Annotated in this window: 14 protein-coding genes and 1 other annotated feature; of the genes, 5 read left to right on the plus strand and 9 right to left on the minus strand. The window is 40.3% G+C overall.

What is annotated here, in order from left to right; genetic code table 11:
• Positions 1-31: 31 nt before the first annotated feature.
• The gene (locus EV579_RS12185; protein WP_122631684.1) at positions 32-772 is read right to left on the minus strand and encodes a sulfite exporter TauE/SafE family protein; all 741 of its coding nucleotides are present in this window, start codon (positions 770-772) and stop codon (positions 32-34) included.
• A 153-nt stretch (positions 773-925) separates the two neighbouring features.
• Here EV579_RS12185 and ctpB point away from each other — a divergent pair, with 153 nt between their 5' ends.
• From ctpB to EV579_RS12200, 3 genes are all read left to right on the plus strand, one after another.
• Entirely contained in the window at positions 926-2,374 is a 1,449-nt protein-coding gene (gene ctpB, locus EV579_RS12190) for a carboxy-terminal processing protease CtpB (protein WP_122631685.1), read from the plus strand.
• A 344-nt stretch (positions 2,375-2,718) separates the two neighbouring features.
• Positions 2,719-3,072, plus strand: a complete 354-nt coding sequence (locus EV579_RS12195; protein ID WP_007500014.1) for a swarming motility protein SwrAA — start codon at positions 2,719-2,721, stop codon at positions 3,070-3,072.
• Between the two features lie 68 nt (positions 3,073-3,140).
• Positions 3,141-4,328 (plus strand): PDZ domain-containing protein, encoded by a 1,188-nt coding sequence (locus EV579_RS12200; protein WP_024423596.1) that lies wholly within the window; start codon positions 3,141-3,143, stop codon positions 4,326-4,328.
• Between the two features lie 10 nt (positions 4,329-4,338).
• Here EV579_RS12200 and EV579_RS12205 read toward each other — a convergent pair whose 3' ends face one another.
• Positions 4,339-4,704, minus strand: coding sequence for a winged helix-turn-helix transcriptional regulator (locus tag EV579_RS12205; protein WP_024423595.1), 366 nt, complete (start codon positions 4,702-4,704; stop codon positions 4,339-4,341).
• Positions 4,705-4,931: 227 nt separating this feature from the next.
• Here EV579_RS12205 and EV579_RS12210 point away from each other — a divergent pair, with 227 nt between their 5' ends.
• Together EV579_RS12210 and EV579_RS12215 are read left to right on the plus strand one after the other, a co-directional pair.
• Positions 4,932-5,606 carry an NAD(P)H-dependent oxidoreductase gene (locus tag EV579_RS12210; RefSeq protein WP_041115583.1) on the plus strand — a complete coding sequence of 225 codons (675 nt, stop codon included), beginning with the start codon at positions 4,932-4,934 and terminating at the stop codon, positions 5,604-5,606.
• Between the two features lie 89 nt (positions 5,607-5,695).
• Positions 5,696-5,920: a binding site (T-box leader), on the plus strand.
• Positions 5,921-5,995: 75 nt separating this feature from the next.
• Complete coding sequence (locus EV579_RS12215) at positions 5,996-7,345, plus strand: amino acid permease (protein WP_133744515.1); 1,350 nt, start codon at positions 5,996-5,998, stop codon at positions 7,343-7,345.
• Positions 7,346-7,389: 44 nt separating this feature from the next.
• Here EV579_RS12215 and EV579_RS12220 read toward each other — a convergent pair whose 3' ends face one another.
• From EV579_RS12220 to EV579_RS12250, 7 genes are all read right to left on the minus strand, one after another.
• Positions 7,390-8,382 (minus strand): glycosyltransferase family 2 protein, encoded by a 993-nt coding sequence (locus tag EV579_RS12220; protein WP_133744516.1) that lies wholly within the window; start codon positions 8,380-8,382, stop codon positions 7,390-7,392.
• 31 nt (positions 8,383-8,413) lie between these two features.
• Positions 8,414-10,528 carry an ArnT family glycosyltransferase gene (locus EV579_RS12225; RefSeq protein ID WP_133744517.1) on the minus strand — a complete coding sequence of 705 codons (2,115 nt, stop codon included), beginning with the start codon at positions 10,526-10,528 and terminating at the stop codon, positions 8,414-8,416.
• Between the two features lie 206 nt (positions 10,529-10,734).
• Positions 10,735-12,150: a HAMP domain-containing sensor histidine kinase gene (locus tag EV579_RS12230; protein WP_133744518.1), complete on the minus strand. Its 1,416-nt coding sequence runs from the start codon at positions 12,148-12,150 to the stop codon at positions 10,735-10,737.
• Positions 12,147-12,833 (minus strand): response regulator transcription factor, encoded by a 687-nt coding sequence (locus tag EV579_RS12235; RefSeq protein WP_103131670.1) that lies wholly within the window; start codon positions 12,831-12,833, stop codon positions 12,147-12,149. The genes EV579_RS12230 and EV579_RS12235 overlap by 4 nt, the downstream gene beginning before the upstream one ends.
• Positions 12,830-13,813, minus strand: coding sequence for a YncE family protein (locus EV579_RS12240; RefSeq protein ID WP_103131669.1), 984 nt, complete (start codon positions 13,811-13,813; stop codon positions 12,830-12,832). The genes EV579_RS12235 and EV579_RS12240 overlap by 4 nt, the downstream gene beginning before the upstream one ends.
• A gap of 273 nt (positions 13,814-14,086) precedes the next feature.
• Complete coding sequence (locus EV579_RS12245) at positions 14,087-15,421, minus strand: MFS transporter (RefSeq protein WP_133744519.1); 1,335 nt, start codon at positions 15,419-15,421, stop codon at positions 14,087-14,089.
• 40 nt (positions 15,422-15,461) lie between these two features.
• The gene (locus tag EV579_RS12250) at positions 15,462-16,034 is read right to left on the minus strand and encodes a TetR/AcrR family transcriptional regulator (RefSeq protein WP_103131667.1); all 573 of its coding nucleotides are present in this window, start codon (positions 16,032-16,034) and stop codon (positions 15,462-15,464) included.
• Between the last annotated feature and the right edge of the window lie 59 nt (positions 16,035-16,093).

The following is a 16,093-nucleotide window of genomic DNA, read 5'->3' on the forward strand; positions in this document are numbered from 1 at the left end:
GATGTTATCGGCTTTTTTGGTCTAAATAGAATTAAAACAGCAGCAGTAATCCGGCAATAATAGGTGTTAACAGAACAGCTGATTTCAATAAGAGCTTCGGTGCAAGGCGTGTAAATTTCGCGCCGATAAATGCGCCTAATACGGTTCCAATTAATATCTGGATCAGCAAGATAAAATCAACATAACCCTCTGAAATATATCCAATTCCACCGCCGATGGAAATCGGAATAATGACAAGCATGGTCGTGCCAACGGCTTGCCTAATCGACAGCTTCAGTAAAATCAAAAGCCCTACTTGAATGAATGGGGCAGACCCGATACCAAACATGCCTGACAGCATCCCAGATACAAGGCCTAAAATAATGCCTCTTGTCATCAGCTGGCGTGAAGAAAGCGGCTGCTGTTCAGCCTCTTCATTAAGAACAAATAGTTTGATCATCATAAAAACAGCGGATAAAAAAAGCATTCCTGCTGTTAAATAGTGCAGACTCTCTTCTGGAATAAAAGGAGCAACCTTAGCCCCAGCAAAAGAAGCGATACAAGCAAGACCCCCGACAATCAAACCAGATTTCAGCTGAATATTTCCTTCCCGGTAGTGGCTGTATGCACCTGATAGTGTCGTAAATGCCATGGCGGCTAATGACGTCCCGAGTGCTGTATGGATAGGGATATCAAAAATTAACGTTAGCAATGCGATGACAAATCCTGCCCCGCCTGCTCCTACAAAACCTAATAAAATTCCTAATAAAAGCATCGTCAAGATAATATACATAGCGAAGACTCCTTCTCAATCATAACAAAATAAAAATTACACCTAATAAAATGATTCGTCAAGCCTTCACGGGAGAATGTCTTTACATGAAATCCCTTCTTCTGGCATATAATAACTCAGGTCATCAGGAAGAGTTGAAGAAGGAGGCCAAATATGAAAAAACAAATCGCATCTATTATGGCAAGTGTCGTTCTCTTATTAAGTGCAGGTGTGATGACGCATAAAGAAGGAACTCATGCTGAGTCACCGCAAGCAGCCGCTGCAATGGCTGGACAAGCTCAATCAAGTGATAAGGCGAAAGAGAATGGGATGGAAAAGATTGAGAAAGCCTATGACCTTATTTCAAATGAATATGTAGAGGAAGTGGATCGGCAAAAGCTGCTTGAAGGCGCGATCCAAGGAATGCTTTCGACGTTAAACGATCCGTATTCAGTATACATGGACAAGCAGACCGCAAAACAATTTTCTGATTCGCTTGATTCTTCCTTTGAGGGAATTGGTGCAGAAGTGGGGATGGATGAAGGAAAGATCATTATCGTCTCCGCCTTTAAAAAATCCCCTGCGGCAAAAGCAGGTCTAAAGCCAAAAGATGAGGTCATCAGCATTGACGGTGAGCCGATGAAAGAAAAAAGCTTAAACGATGCTGTACTGAAAATAAGAGGAAAAAAAGGAACGTCTGTCGCCTTAACAATCAAACGAAACGGGATTGAAAAAGAGCTGACGTTCCATATCAAACGAGAAGAAATCCCGCTTGAAACAGTGACTTCCTCTGTAAAAGAGGTCAATGGTCATAAAACAGGCTATATTGCGATCTCCAGCTTCTCTGAAGATACGGCGAAGGATTTCACGTCAAGCCTGAAACAGCTCGAGAAAAAGGGCATAGAAGGTCTTGTACTGGATGTGAGAGGAAACCCTGGCGGCTATCTGCAAAGTGTGGAAGATATTTTGAAACATTTTATTACGAAGGATCAGCCCTATATTCAAATCGCAGAACGGAATGGCGACCGGAAACGATATTTTTCAAAACTAAAAGAACAAAAGCCTTACCCAGTCAACGTCTTAATTGATAAAGGCAGTGCTTCCGCTTCGGAAATACTTGCTGGAGCCATGAAAGAAGCTGGAAAGTATGAAGTTGTCGGTGATGTCTCCTTTGGAAAAGGAACTGTGCAGCAGGCGGTTCCGATGGGAGATGGAAGTAATATTAAATTAACGCTGTATAAATGGCTCACGCCAAAAGGCAATTGGATTCACAAAAAAGGCGTCGTACCGACAATTGCGATTCATCAGCCGGATTACTTTACCGCAGGTCCGCTTCAGCTGAAAGAACCCCTTCAGCTTGATATGAACAATGAAGAAGTGAGACAAGCGCAGACGCTGTTAAAGGGATTGTCATTTGACCCTGGCAGAGTAGATGGATACTTTGATGAAGAAACGAAAAAGGCCGTACTTGCCTTCCAAAGCACATACAATCTCAATAAATCAGGTGTCATTGATTTAAAAACCGCAGAAATGATGAACAAAATGGTGGATGAAGTGAAATCATACGAAAAAAATGACCTTCAATTACAGACTGCACTAAAAGCACTATATCTTAAAAAATAAAGAGGCGAATAATAGCCTCTTTTTTTTGGTTCATAAGTGTCATGAACATGTAATAATTTATGATTAAAAATAAATTATATCGAGAAATATATTCATTTATTTTACAAAAAACATAACATTCCTTCAATTTTACCCGATAACATATGTATATAAGAGACTTTCTGTTGATTTAAACATGTCATGAAAATGAAACTTTTGAAAGTTGTATGTTACATAAATAATTCTTACAATAAAAAGTAGCACTCATTTTAAATATTTTATTTTTTGCGGATATTCAGCTTGAGCATTAAGCTGTACCGAGGTTTGCGCTTTTCTTAAAAGAACTAGTAAATGGGGGTACACAATTGAAAAGGGCAAGTATTGTGAGAGAGAAAAAATATTACGAGTTGGTAGAGGAACTTAAGAGTCGTACGAAAGATGTGACGTTTTCCGCTACAAAGGCATTAAGTCTGCTCATGCTGTTAAGCAGGTACTTGGTCAATTACACAACGGTAGAATCAGTCGATGAAATCGATGAAGACTGTGCTGAGATATACTTCAATTATTTAATGGATAATCATAAGAGACTTGGTATAAACTTAACCGACATCAAGAGGTCGATGCAGCTGCTCGGCGGCATACTAGATGTAGATGTCAATCACTACTTAAAAGATTTTTCACTGTCGAATGTCACACTTTGGATGAATCAGGAGAAATAAACCTGATGTCAAGCATCGATTTATTTGATAGAATAAGAGAAAATGCTTGACTTGGGCGGTGAACGATAATGAGCTCGGAGTGGATGGGAGCCGGATTAAAAGCGGTCGGTCTGTTTTTAATCCATCCTCTTTTTTATTTCATGATATTAATCAGCCTATTGCATGGCTACATCCGCGTAAAGCGGGAGAGAAAAGCGTTTCAAACAAGAATAGAAGATGTATACGATGAACTTAAATTTACATATTCAAAGGGATGGATTCTAGGGATTTGCCTATCCGTTATTTCAGTAGGCTTAGGGATTGCCCTCCCCCCTGGATTCATCGTGCTGATTGCAGCGATGACCATCGTTTTCTCTTTATTCTTTAAGGCGAGTGCGCTTTCGTCTGCATACACACTCGGTTTCAGTTTTATTGCGGCACTTGGACTGATGCATTTCCAAGTGAGTCATTCTTGGCTGCCGCAGCTCTCAATGATGAATGCATCAGCCGTTGTCATTCTGCTAGGACTTCTATTAATGACCGAGGGAATTCTAGCCTATCGAACGGCGCATTTACGTACATCGCCTGCTATGGTGATGAGTGCGAGAGGACTTTTAATTGGTCAGCAGCGGGCAAACCGTCTGTGGCTTTTACCGCTTGTTTTGCTAATGCCGGCAGGTGAATTCACTTCTTCTCTGCCATGGTGGCCGGTGCTTCAAGTGCATGATCAAAGCTTTTCATTTATTTTGATTCCATATATCATCGGATTCGGTCAGAGAATTCAAGGCTCACTGCCAATTGTTAGTATTCAAATTACAGCGCGGCGTATTCTCATGCTCGGACTCGCTGTCGCCTTATTAGGTGCTGCAAGTATTTGGTTTGAACCGATTGCTTGGGGAGCTGTATTGATTGCGGTGATAGGAAGAGCCTTTCTCTCATGGAAGCAGAGGGTCAATGACAATGCTGCCCCGTTCTACTTCTCTAAGCGTAATCAAGGGCTGATGGTGCTGGGGATTATTCCAAATACACCAGCGGCTGATTTAAAGCTTGAGATCGGAGAAGTCATCACAAAAGTGAATGGAATTGAAGTCAAAACCGTTTCGGAATTTTATGAAGCCCTTCAAACCAATCGTGCTCTAACAAAGCTCGAGATCATTGGCTTAAATGGTCAGACAAGATTTGAGAAACGTGCTTCTTACGAAGGGGAGCATCATCAGCTTGGCATCCTGTTTGTGAAGGATGATCCACAGCAAAAACCAACGGCAATTTCATCTTAAAAAAAAGCTGCTAGAGATGGCAGCTTTTTTCTTTTGGGCGCGCTTCTTTCCCGTAGGATTCGCCCCATTCACGCATGGCGAAGATGATAGGCTTTAATGTATTTCCGAGAGAAGTGAGGGAATATTCGACACGAGGGGGGACCTCCTCATAGACTTCTCTATGGACAACGCCGTCTTGTTCAAGCTCACGCAATTGCAGTGTGAGGACACGCTGAGAAATTCTTGGCAGCAGCCGGCGCAATTCATTGTAGCGTTTTGGTCCGCAAGTCAAATGATAAAGGATCACTCCTTTCCATTTCCCTCCTATGACACTTGTCGTCACTGAAACGGGACAGCCATGATTGACAATACTGACTGGGTTGGATGGTGCACTCATCTTAACACGCCTTTCTTAGACAAATTTGGTGATATACGAACAAGATGGTAACTAACGAACAAAAATGTGCGTACTTGAATCACTCGAAGCTTTTCTTATACCATAGAGATATCACATCACACATTCGGGCTGTTGTTTTTTTATCATAACAATTTCTATATGGGAATGGAAAGAAATTGGATTGATGAAACTAACGCCCTAATTGGTTAATAGAAAGGATGAAGACAATGCGAGACAAAGAGCAATTAAAAAAAGAAATCATTGAGGCGTATGAGTTCCGCCATGCGACAAAAGAGTTTGATCCAACGAAAAAAATACCAGAGGATGATTTTGCATTTATTTTAGAAACAGGAAGACTTTCCCCAAGCTCTGTAGGGTTTGAGCCTTGGAAGTTCCTCGTTGTTCAAAATGAAGCATTGAGAGAAAAATTAAAAGAGTATACATGGGGAGCGCAAAAGCAGCTTCCTACTGCCAGCCATTTTGTGATCATCTTGGCAAGAACAGACGCCCGTTATGATTCAGCATATGCAGAATATATCAACAAGCAAATCAAAGGAATGTCAGACGAAACGTTCGAGATGGTGAAGGGACGCTACCAAGAATTCCAAGAGAATGATCTTCATTTGTTAGAAAATGAACGCACGCTCTTTGATTGGGCTTCAAAACAAACGTATATTGCTCTTGGAAACATGATGACAGCCGCTGCACAAATTGGCATTGATTCATGCCCGGTCGAGGGATTCAGCTACGATGAGATTCATCGCATTCTAGATGAAGAAGGGCTGCTTGAGGATGGTCAGTATGATATTTCTGTCATGGCAGCCTTTGGTTATCGTGTGACTGAGCCGAAGCGCGGCAAAACGCGCCGTCCGATGGATGAAGTCGCTGTTTGGATTCGTTAAAAGAGAATGTCTGAAAAAGGATGTTGACAATTGCGTGGTTAGTCAGTATATTTAAAAAATAAAATCTTTGATGAATATACAAATTGACTATAAACGCTTTGACTTGAGAATAGTAGATGAACATCCGTTTTTTTAGAGAGCTGCGGGGTGGTGCAACGCAGTAAAACGAATCATTGAACTCGCTCAAAGAGCGGTAAGACTGAATGAATAGTAAGTCTTTACGTGTGACCTCCGTTAACGGGTTTTAAGTTGGATTTAGCTATGGCTGAATCAATTAGAGTGGTAACGCGGTTGCAAGGTCAGTCGTCTCTTCAAGGAGATGACTGGCCTTTTTATATGCTTTTATCCTATATTTGTCTGAAGATTCAAATTTAAAGGAGCTATAGAAAATGGAAAAGGAACATGTGCAGTTAAAACGAACAATGACGTCAAGGCATATTATGATGCTCGCACTTGGCGGAGCAATTGGTGCTGGTCTGTTTAAAGGAAGCAGCTCTGCTATTGATATCGCAGGTCCTGCTGTCATTTTGGCATATATGATTGGTGGTCTTATTTTATTATTTATTATGCAAGGACTTGCCGAAATGACGGTTGCACGACCTGGCGCAAGAACATTCCGTGATTTAATTGAACCGGTGTTAGGCAAATATCCGGCTTATTTCTTAGACTGGATATACTGGAAAATGTGGGTGCTGAACATTGCAGCAGAAGCAATCGTATCTGCGATCTTTATTCAGTACTGGTTCCCACAAGTGCCGATTTGGATACTTGTGTTAATCATTTCACTTGTTGTGACATTGATCAATGTTTGTTCTGTTAAAATGTTTGCTGAGACGGAGTACTGGTTAGCTTCTATTAAAATTGCTGTCATTCTTTTATTTATTATCATTGGGTTAACCATGTTGTTTGTCTCATTTGGTCAGCATGCAGCACCGGGATTATCCAACTTAACCGACCACGGAGGATTTTTCCCGAATGGAACAGGCGGCTTAATTGCGGCCATGCTTGTTGTGGTGTATTCATATGGCGGGACTGAAATGATCGGGGTCACATTAGCAGAAACAAAAAACCCTGAAAAAGTCATCCCAAAGGCCATTCAAAGTACATTTGTACGAATCATCGGTTTCTATGTACTGCCGTTCTTCATCATCGTCAGCTTGATTCCTTGGAATCAAGTAAACAATGAGCAAGTGAGTCCATTCGTCACCGTGTTTGCAACGATTGGCGTGCCATATGCAAGTGACATCATGAACGGTATCATTTTATTAGCGATCTTGTCTTCTATGAACTCTGGGCTGTACGCATCCTCAAGGGTACTTTACACGCAAGCGATGGATGGGCGTGTATGGAAGGGCTTCTCAAAGCTATCAAAGCAGCAGGTGCCTGTTAGAGCGATCCTAGTGTGTACATCTACATTGTATGCCGCTGTATTGATTTCTCTTTTTGTAGGAAGTCAAACCTTTAATTATTTAATGGGATCTTTAAGCTATACGGTCTTATTCATCTGGTTTATTATTGCTGTCGGGCATTTAAAATCTCGAAGTGTAACAGAACCAGGAGGATATCGCGTGAAGCTGTATCCTTTCACAACATGGTTTTCTGTGATTGCGATCATTGCCATTTTCATTGGCGTTGTGTCAACAACTCCAATTATCCAAACGATGGTCACAATGGGCATTTATTTAATAATTACTCTTTCTTTCTTCATCAATAGAAAGCGGTTTGACACAGCCGCTTAATACAAAAAGCGTGAGGGACCTTTAAAGAGGTCTCACACGCTTTTTTAATGCTGTTTGTATTGCTTGAAATGAACAGGGGGTTGAACAGGCTGGGGCTTTGACTGAAGCCCGTAGCTCTCTCTTACGATGTAAAGTGGTCGATCTTTTGCCTCGTCGTAGATTCGGCCGATGTATTCTCCAATCATTCCCAGCATAAAGAGGATGATGCCGCTAAAGAACAGCTGTATGACAATTAATGAACTCCATCCTGTAATGGTGCTGTTTGTAAAAAGCTTTAAGTAAAGTACAAGAAACATTGAAATGAATCCGATAGCGGAAAGGGCAATTCCTGCTATACTCGCTAGCTTCAAAGGTTTATAGGAAAAGGAAGTGATTCCATCCATCGAGAGCTTGAGCATCTTTTTGAGCGGGTATTTTGTTTCTCCTGCTAGACGTTCATCTCGAACGTACTCTACTGCAATTTGTTTGAAACCTACCCAGCTGACTAGGCCGCGAACAAATGGATTTTTTTCTCGTATTTTTCTCATTTCATGGCACACTCTACGATCCATTAACCTGAAGTCACCGGTGTCGATTGGGATATCTACTTCGGTGATTTGACGTAAAATGCGATAGAAAAGGGAAGCGGTTTGCTTTTTGAAAAAAGTTTCGCCTTTTCGTTTGGTGCGCACGGCGTATACGACTTCATAGCCTTCTTTCCATTTTGCGATCATCTCTAATATCAATTCAGGCGGATCTTGTAGGTCTGCATCTATCACGATGACCGCTTCTCCCTTTGCATAATCCATCCCAGCTGTAATGGCAATTTGGTGTCCGAAGTTACGTGAGAAATCAATGAGTCTTACATTCGGATCGTTTTGGGAATACCCTTTAATTAGTTCAGCTGTACGATCCATACTACCGTCATTGACGAAGAGAAGCTCATATGCTTCTCCCGTCGAATCCATGACTGTTTTCAGTCGCTGATAGGATTCATGGATCACAAGTTCTTCATTATAGACTGGGACTACAATAGAATATCGTATGTTCTTTTCCATCAGTCATCCTTCCTCCCTTTTAATAGATGAATTAATCAACGGATAGTTCATAAAGAGTGCCGCTTTCCATTCCGCCCATTCTTCCATTTGACTGATCATTTTGTTCTGATTGTTGGCTGTCTGTTTGCTGGTTCGTTTTGGATGTAGAGCTGTTCTGCCATTTAGAAGCAGATACTTCTTTGCCATTTTTTTGAATCCAAGTGAGAATGTCAGAGCTGCCGCCTCTCATACCAGAAAGATAGAAGTACTTGATTTTGCCGTCTTTGACGAGCTGTTTGAATTCACTAAGCGTGAGAATGTTATCAGATCCACTAAATCCACCTAATGCCATAACAGCTTTTCCTGTTTTAATAATGTAAGGTGAAGCAGTGGTTGCATCTGTTGTTCCGAATAGGAATTCTTCTCCCGTATTGTTTTTCTCAAGATAGCTGATCAACTTTTCATTGACTTGTGAACTCATGCTGCCACTTGAAGTTGCAAGCTGAGGACCAGCCTCTGGAAGCATACTGTTTCCCCCATAAAGAAGAGGTGTGCTTGCCCAGTATAGTGGTGCAATCAGCATGCCAAGGATGGCGATGAGAGACACGAATTGTTTTAGTTTTTCTTTTCCTTTCATCAAAAGCAAAGAAAGGATTGTTCCAGCACCAATGATACCGATTGCAATGCTTAGTCCAAGACCGATCGTGCTTGTAAAAGTAGATAGGATAAAGATTTCAAATGCGGTTGTGACGAATATCGCAATTGGAAGCAGCCATTTCTTAAAGCCAGTTCCTGTTTGAAATAATTGTGTCATAGAAACCCATCCGGCTCCTGCTAATACAGCAATTGGCGGTGCCAGCATGATCAAATAATAATGATGGAAAAATCCTGCTACACTGAAAAATGCAGCAACAGGTATAAGCCATGCTAACCAAAATAGTGTTTCTTTTTGTTTTGTATTGAGACGTCTTCTTTCAAAGGCAGTCGAGAAGAAGATACCAATCGCACCGAAGATTGCAAATGGAAGCAGCCAGCTGATTTGATCGGACAGTTCAGATTGGAACAGACGTAACGGTCCCTTGGTTCCTGTACCAAACATGCCGGAGCCATTTCCCATTTTTCCGCCCCCGCCATTTGGCGGTCCATCACCATTACCGCCTGAAGGCATATCAGGTGGTGTTGTGCCGTTTGCATTGCTTGGTGGTCCTTGCATTGAAGGCTGTTTCTGACTGGATGATTGGTTTGAATTGTCTGAGTTGTTTTGATTTCCATGAGATGGCGGCTGAGGCATGGTGGATGAATCATTGTCATTTTGCTGATCACCCTGCTGTGAAGGCGGCTGTCCCTCACCCTGATTTGTGCCGCCGCCCCCGCCAGACTGTTGACCAGTCAACCGCTGAAGACCGTTGTAACCAAAGGCTAATTCTAGTGCTGAGTTCGATTGACTTGATCCCATATAAGGGCGATTGTTTTTGGAAGTGAGATCAACTGCTATAGACCAAGAAACAGATACACCTAAAAGAACAATCATTGAAATCATCAGTGATAACAATTTTTTCTTCCATGTCGTTCGGTAGGCAATGATGTAAAAAAGAATGAGTGCTGGTACGATCATATAGGCTTGCAGCATTTTTGTATTAAAGCCGACGCCAATCATCGCAAACGAAGCAATCGCCCAAAGCACCTTTTGCTGTTTTACAGCCTTGAACATCATTCCTGTTGCTAGTAAAAGTATAAAGACAAGTAAGCTGTCAATATTATTTGTGCGAGATACAGCAACCGCAATAGGTGTACACGCCATGATAAGTGCCGCTAATCTCGCCGCTGCTTGACCAAAAGTTGGTTTGACAAGACGGTAGATCAGATAAACAGATCCAATGCCTGCTAAAGCTTGAGGCAAGATGACGCTCCATCCATGCAGACCAAAAATTTTGGCACTGATCGTTTGCAGCCAGAAGGTGAGCGGGGGTTTATCCACCGTGACATATCCTGCTGGATCAAATGAAGCAAAGAAGAAATGATGCCAGCTTTGCATCATACTTGTGACAGCCGCAGTATAATACGCATTCACCGTGTCATCTTCCCAAATGTTATAAATGTTTAAGATGGCAGATAAGATCAATATGAAAAATAAATAAATATCAAATTTCTGAAAACGTCTGATCAAAAGCAAGTCACTCCTTTTTTTCACTTGAAAAAAGTGTAACAAGCAAATATGAATAAAATGTTAATAAAAAAAGACCATTTTTTTATTTTTTAGAAATAAAAACAGCTCTTGGTGAAAAGAGCTGTTCAAGTTGTAGAAAATCCTATGGATGCTTAATTTATTGATAAAGTAGTAATTCCAAATGATATTTTAAAATATGTGAGTAGCTATAGAGTAGGTGAGCTCTCATTGAATGAAGCATTGGGAAGTTGAATGATGGCTGTCGTACCAAAGCCAGGTTCAGATTGAATGCCGAATGTTCCATGATGTTTTTTGATGATTTGATAGACAATGGCTAGCCCAAGGCCAGAGCCGCCATCCTTTCTTGTTCGTGCTTTATTTACACGATAAAATCGCTCAGAAACATGTGGGAGATCTTCTTTTGGAATACCGCTGCCTTCGTCAGTCACTTTCAATTCAGCAACACCTTGGTGAACTTGTAATTCAATCGATATTGATTTTCCAGATGGTGTGTAATGAATGGCATTATCGAGTAAATTACGTATTACTTGTTGGAGACGGTCGCTATCACCATAAACAATACAATCCTCTTCAAGCGTTCGTTTGAAAGTAATGCTTTTTTTGTCAGCGATGAATGCCATTTGATCAAGAACATCGTGGATGAGCTGTGCAAAAACGATTGGCTCCATCGTAAGTGGATAAGAGTCACCTTCTAACTGTGCAAGATCTAAAAGGTCGTGCACAAGCCGGCTTAAACGTGTGGCCTCATCTTGGATGATTTGCATTCCCTTTTTTTGATCAATGATCCCTTCTTCAATTCCTTCTGCATAGCCTTTCATATAACTTAAAGGCGTTCTAAGTTCGTGAGAGACATTCGCAAGAAATTCCCTGCGGTGCTGTTCAACTTTTTCGAGGGTTGAAGACAGTTTATTAAAGGAGCGGCTAAGCTGGTTTAACTCATCTCCTTTTTTGGTTACGGCCATTCGTTTTGAGAAGTCACCAGATTCCATTTCCATTGCAATTTCTTTCATTTTATTAATTGTCTGCACTACTTTATTGGAGCTCTTATATCCAATCACGAATATCAGGAGCAGAATCATTAAGATGGATATGCCAAGCGTCAATCTAATTTGGACAAAGGGTTCATATACATCTGATAAGGGCATGGAGAGGAAAATAGTTCCCGATAGATCATCATTGCTTGAGAAAACAGGGATGGCGATGCCAAGAATATCTTGGTGAAACTTTGGGTGTTCTCTAATTAACACGACGGTTTCACCTTGAAGGAGCTTTTGGCGTTCCTTGAACGTAATGAGATTATCATTTGTGTCCGTATCAAAAGGAAGACCACTTGAAAGCTCCATTGGATCATCTGTAAAAATAACGTTCGCCTGACTTGAGTCATTTGCCCACTTCATTCTGTCGTTAAAATACTTGTCTTTCCCGTGTGTGTGATAGATTTCTGCCAGCTTCTTACCTTGCAAACTTAAGGAATCGATCTGTTTATCAATATATAAGTGCTGGTATAAGTAAAAGGTAAGGGCAAGCGCTGAGGCTGCAACGATTCCGATCACTGCAAGGATTAAGAAGAGTACTTTCTTTTTAATCGATAATGGCTTCATTCTTCCTCCTCAAACTTATAGCCGACACCCCAAACGGTTTTAATATATCGTTCGGCTTCCTTTAATTTCAGTCGCAGCGTTTTGATATGTGTATCGACAGTTCTTAAAGAGCCGCTCGTTGAATGTGATTCCCACAATTTTTGATAAAGGTGTTCTCGTGAAAACACTTGTCCTTGGTTGAGCAAAAGAAACATGAGTAAATCAAATTCTCTTCTTGTTAAATTAACGGGCTGTTGATGGAGGTAAACTTGTCTGCCATCTTGATCAATCTCCATGTCACCAATCTGTATTCGGGTGCGCTTTAGCGAAAGACCTCTAATTCGTCTCAGAGTGGTTTCGATTCTTGCTGCAAGCTCACGCAGACTGAAAGGCTTCATGATGTAGTCATCCGCTCCAATTTCAAGTCCTCTAATTCGGTCCTCTTCATAACTCCTCGCTGTTAAAAATAAAATCGGTATTTGAGATGTTTGTCGAATACGCTGACAGACTTCAAATCCATCCATGTCAGGCATCATGATATCTAATACAACAAGATCAACAGATTCCTTTTCAAGCTGATGCAAGGCATCTTTTCCATTATTCGCAGTGATAATGTGAAAGCCATGTCTGTTTAAAAAAGACCCGATTAACTCAAGCATATCAAGCTCATCATCTACGATTAAAATACGCATTTGTTCCTTCATTTCTTTTCCTCCAACACGATAGCATAAGGTCCTGATGGGACATTCAGTTGATTTTTCATGATAAGTGAGTGTTTATCGATGATGGATACTGAGTTGTCATCCAAGTTACTCACATAAATTGATGTCGTATCAGCGGTGATATAATTCGGATTTTGACCAGTTTCAACAGAAGCAAGCTGTTTATTTGTTTTGGTATCTACTTTGTATAGCGTATGATCTCCATGACATAGTACATATAAAATAGAAGAATTTTTCTCTGGAAAAAATGCAACAGGCATAACGCCTAGCTTTATTTCTCGCTGTTTTTTTCCAGTTTTAGGGTCATAAGCAAAAATACTCTTATTTAAGGTGCCTGGTTTACCGTGACCGCCGATCCAAATGGACTGTCCATCAAAATGAATCCCAGAAGGCCGTTCAAGTACAGAAAACGTACGTATATTTTTTTCCTTTTCAATATCTATGACGGAGACAGTATGACTTTCTGCATTTAAAACAAATAAAATACCTGATGAAGAAAGAGTCATAGAAGAAGGTAATGTTCCAGTTTTCACAGTCGATTTTATTTTTTTGCGCTCCGTATCAATAAAATAAACGACATTTTTCTGTGAGTTGGCAGCGATTAATGTATGAGAAGCTGCATCATATGTAAGGGAAGTCAGTCCTTTATCCACATTCATATAATCTGTCGCTGTACCTTGTTTTAGATTAATTTCGATAAGGGATTCTCCCTCTTTACTTGTAGCGATGATGACGTCTTTATTGATTTGAATTAGATCAGTGAGTGGGTGTTTTAAATCCACAGAAGAGAGCATTTTATTTTTTTGTATATCAACTATTGAAAAGGAGGCTTTTTTTAATTGAGAGATGACAGCGATGGATTGAGAGCTGCCTGGCGGCGTAAATTGCTGTTCTTTTCCACAGCCTGTCAGGAATAAAAGTAGAGCTGATAAACAGATCAAAACATATTTCACACGTTCCATTCTTCCGCTCCTTTGCGTTCTCTATTTTCAAAATCATACCACAAAAATTGTGAAAAAAAATTGAAGTTATCCATGCTGAAAGAATGAAAAAAAAGCTTTTAGGTAAGTGAGGGAGTCCATTTGTACCTGAAGTTCCTTTTTTGTCTGGACATATACCATTTTTTCTTCTTTAAAAGATGATTTTCAGGATTTGATGGATGCACTCGCTATAGTTTACAGTGATACAAATGATGAAAACTCCCCGCTCTAACTAAACATAGAGCAAGGGAGTCATTAGGCGGAATGTTCAGATGATGGGGAGGTTGATTTGGTTTTTACACGTTGAGATAAAAGGAAACCAAGAATGCCTGCACCCATTAATACAATAAATAAAGATTGAAAACCACTCATGATCCCAATCAATGTAGACGAAATGATACTGCCAAAATATCGAAAGGTAGAGAAAATACCAGATGCTGAACCAGATAAGCTTTGATCAACAGACGTTAAAGAAGCCATCTGCATACTGGTCATTCCAATACCTGATGAAATTCCGCCTGCGACAAGTGTCACGATAAGCAGTGGTAAGGTAGGGAACTGACTGAGTGTGATTAACATGATGCCTGATAAAGTGAGACAGAGAAATGAAAAGCCAATCATTTTTTTCGCGCCTTTTTTCGGATGGAGTCTTGCCCCTAACAAGCCGCTAATAGACATGCAAAGAGAAAATACTGATAGAATAATACCGCTTTGTGTATGAGAAAGTGCAAGTTGTTGTTCCATAAACAGCGGCATAATTAGAAGAATGGCATACATCACAAAATTACTTAGCATGATCGACAGGTTTGCGTTTGTAAATGAACTGTTTTTAAAAAGCGACAAATCGATAATCGGATTCTTTACTTTTCGTACATGTTTAAAGAATAAAGGAATGACGATCAACGCTAGAATTCCATAGATCAAGTATTCATTTAGCAATTGGCTTTTAGTGCATAGAATGAGTGTGGCAATCCCGATGGTTAAGTATAGTGAACCAGTGATGTCTACATTTGCTTGTAAGCGTGTATGCTTTGTTTTTGGAATGAGTAATACGCCGGTAACAAGTGTAAGGAACAAGAATGGGATATTGACAAAGAATATAGAATGCCAATCAAAACTCTGAATAAGAATCGAACCAATAAAAGGTCCAAGTGCGGCACCAATACCGGCTCCAAACCCAAAATACCCCATTGTTTTAGACAGTTTTTCGGGGGATACTGTTGCACGAATTAATGCAATGCTATTCGGTGTTAAAATAGCACCGCCAGCTGCTTGAATGGAACGAAAAGTGATGAGAAAAGCTAGATTAGGAGCTAAAGCACATCCAATTGAGCCAATTAAAAAGAGCATGACCCCAATTAAATACATTCGCCTGTGTCCGTATATATCTCCTAACTTACCAGCGATAGGCTGAGTGACTGCCATGACAATAAGATAAATTGTGACAACCCAAGTGATGTTTGCAAGGGATTGATCATAATAAGTTGATATGGATGATAGAGCGACAGCGATCATCGTTGAATTGACTGGAACTAGTATAGCTCCAAGCAACAAAGAATAGATGACGAAACTCTCTTTTTTTAACTTCAATGTGTATACCACCTTTTGTAAAAAAGAAGAATTTCACCCTTTAAGCGGGAGAAATTCCTCTCATGAAAATGTGTGTGCATGTTTCAATAAAATCTTCTTTTTGTGTGAGAACGAGTTGAAAATCTTGCTCTAGCTGCTGAATGAAAAATCCGAAATACGTACTAATGAAAATGTCTGCATAAATGTCTTCATTTCCTTTTAATACATGATGCTGGGCACCCATCTTTTTGAAATATTGTATGAGCATTTCTCTTAGTTCTTGAGGATATATTTTTTCGTGACTGGTTAAATCCTTAAACATAGCCGGTTCTCGCATGCTGATATAAATAAATTCTTTTTTGGCAGTCAAATCTTCAAGGAAATAGGTACCGAGAAACTTCAAATCGGTGTATAAATCGCCTTTGAATTCTGCTTCTAGGGTTTTTGTCGGTGTTGATTTCATTTTCATAATGGCAGCAATCACGCCGCGTTTGTTTTTAAAGTTGCGAAAAATAGTTGCTTCACTCACATTCGCTTTTGTCGCTATTTCTTTGGTTGTTGTTTTTTGATAGCCCTTTTCAGTTAATAAATCCATTGTTGCGCGAATGATTCGTTGATTTGTAGATTTTAACAAGCATACTCACCTCAGGTTATGAATGTGTTTGCAACAAAGTAAGTATACCGATAAAACCT

The organism is Bacillus sp. BK450, from assembly GCF_004364885.1.
GTDB lineage: Bacteria > Bacillota > Bacilli > Bacillales > Bacillaceae > Bacillus > Bacillus safensis.

Bases quoted from the DNA above. Each gene is read 5' to 3' on its own strand.
- EV579_RS12185 (WP_122631684.1), bottom strand. From the start codon at position 772: ATGTATATTATCTTGACGATGCTTTTATTAGGAATTTTATTAGGTTTT.
- ctpB (WP_122631685.1), top strand. From the start codon at position 926: ATGAAAAAACAAATCGCATCTATTATGGCAAGTGTCGTTCTCTTATTA.
- EV579_RS12200 (WP_024423596.1), top strand. From the start codon at position 3,141: ATGAGCTCGGAGTGGATGGGAGCCGGATTAAAAGCGGTCGGTCTGTTT.
- EV579_RS12205 (WP_024423595.1), bottom strand. From the start codon at position 4,704: ATGAGTGCACCATCCAACCCAGTCAGTATTGTCAATCATGGCTGTCCC.
- EV579_RS12210 (WP_041115583.1), top strand. From the start codon at position 4,932: ATGCGAGACAAAGAGCAATTAAAAAAAGAAATCATTGAGGCGTATGAG.
- EV579_RS12215 (WP_133744515.1), top strand. From the start codon at position 5,996: ATGGAAAAGGAACATGTGCAGTTAAAACGAACAATGACGTCAAGGCAT.
- EV579_RS12220 (WP_133744516.1), bottom strand. From the start codon at position 8,382: ATGGAAAAGAACATACGATATTCTATTGTAGTCCCAGTCTATAATGAA.
- EV579_RS12230 (WP_133744518.1), bottom strand. From the start codon at position 12,150: ATGAAGCCATTATCGATTAAAAAGAAAGTACTCTTCTTAATCCTTGCA.
- EV579_RS12235 (WP_103131670.1), bottom strand. From the start codon at position 12,833: ATGAAGGAACAAATGCGTATTTTAATCGTAGATGATGAGCTTGATATG.
- EV579_RS12240 (WP_103131669.1), bottom strand. From the start codon at position 13,813: ATGGAACGTGTGAAATATGTTTTGATCTGTTTATCAGCTCTACTTTTA.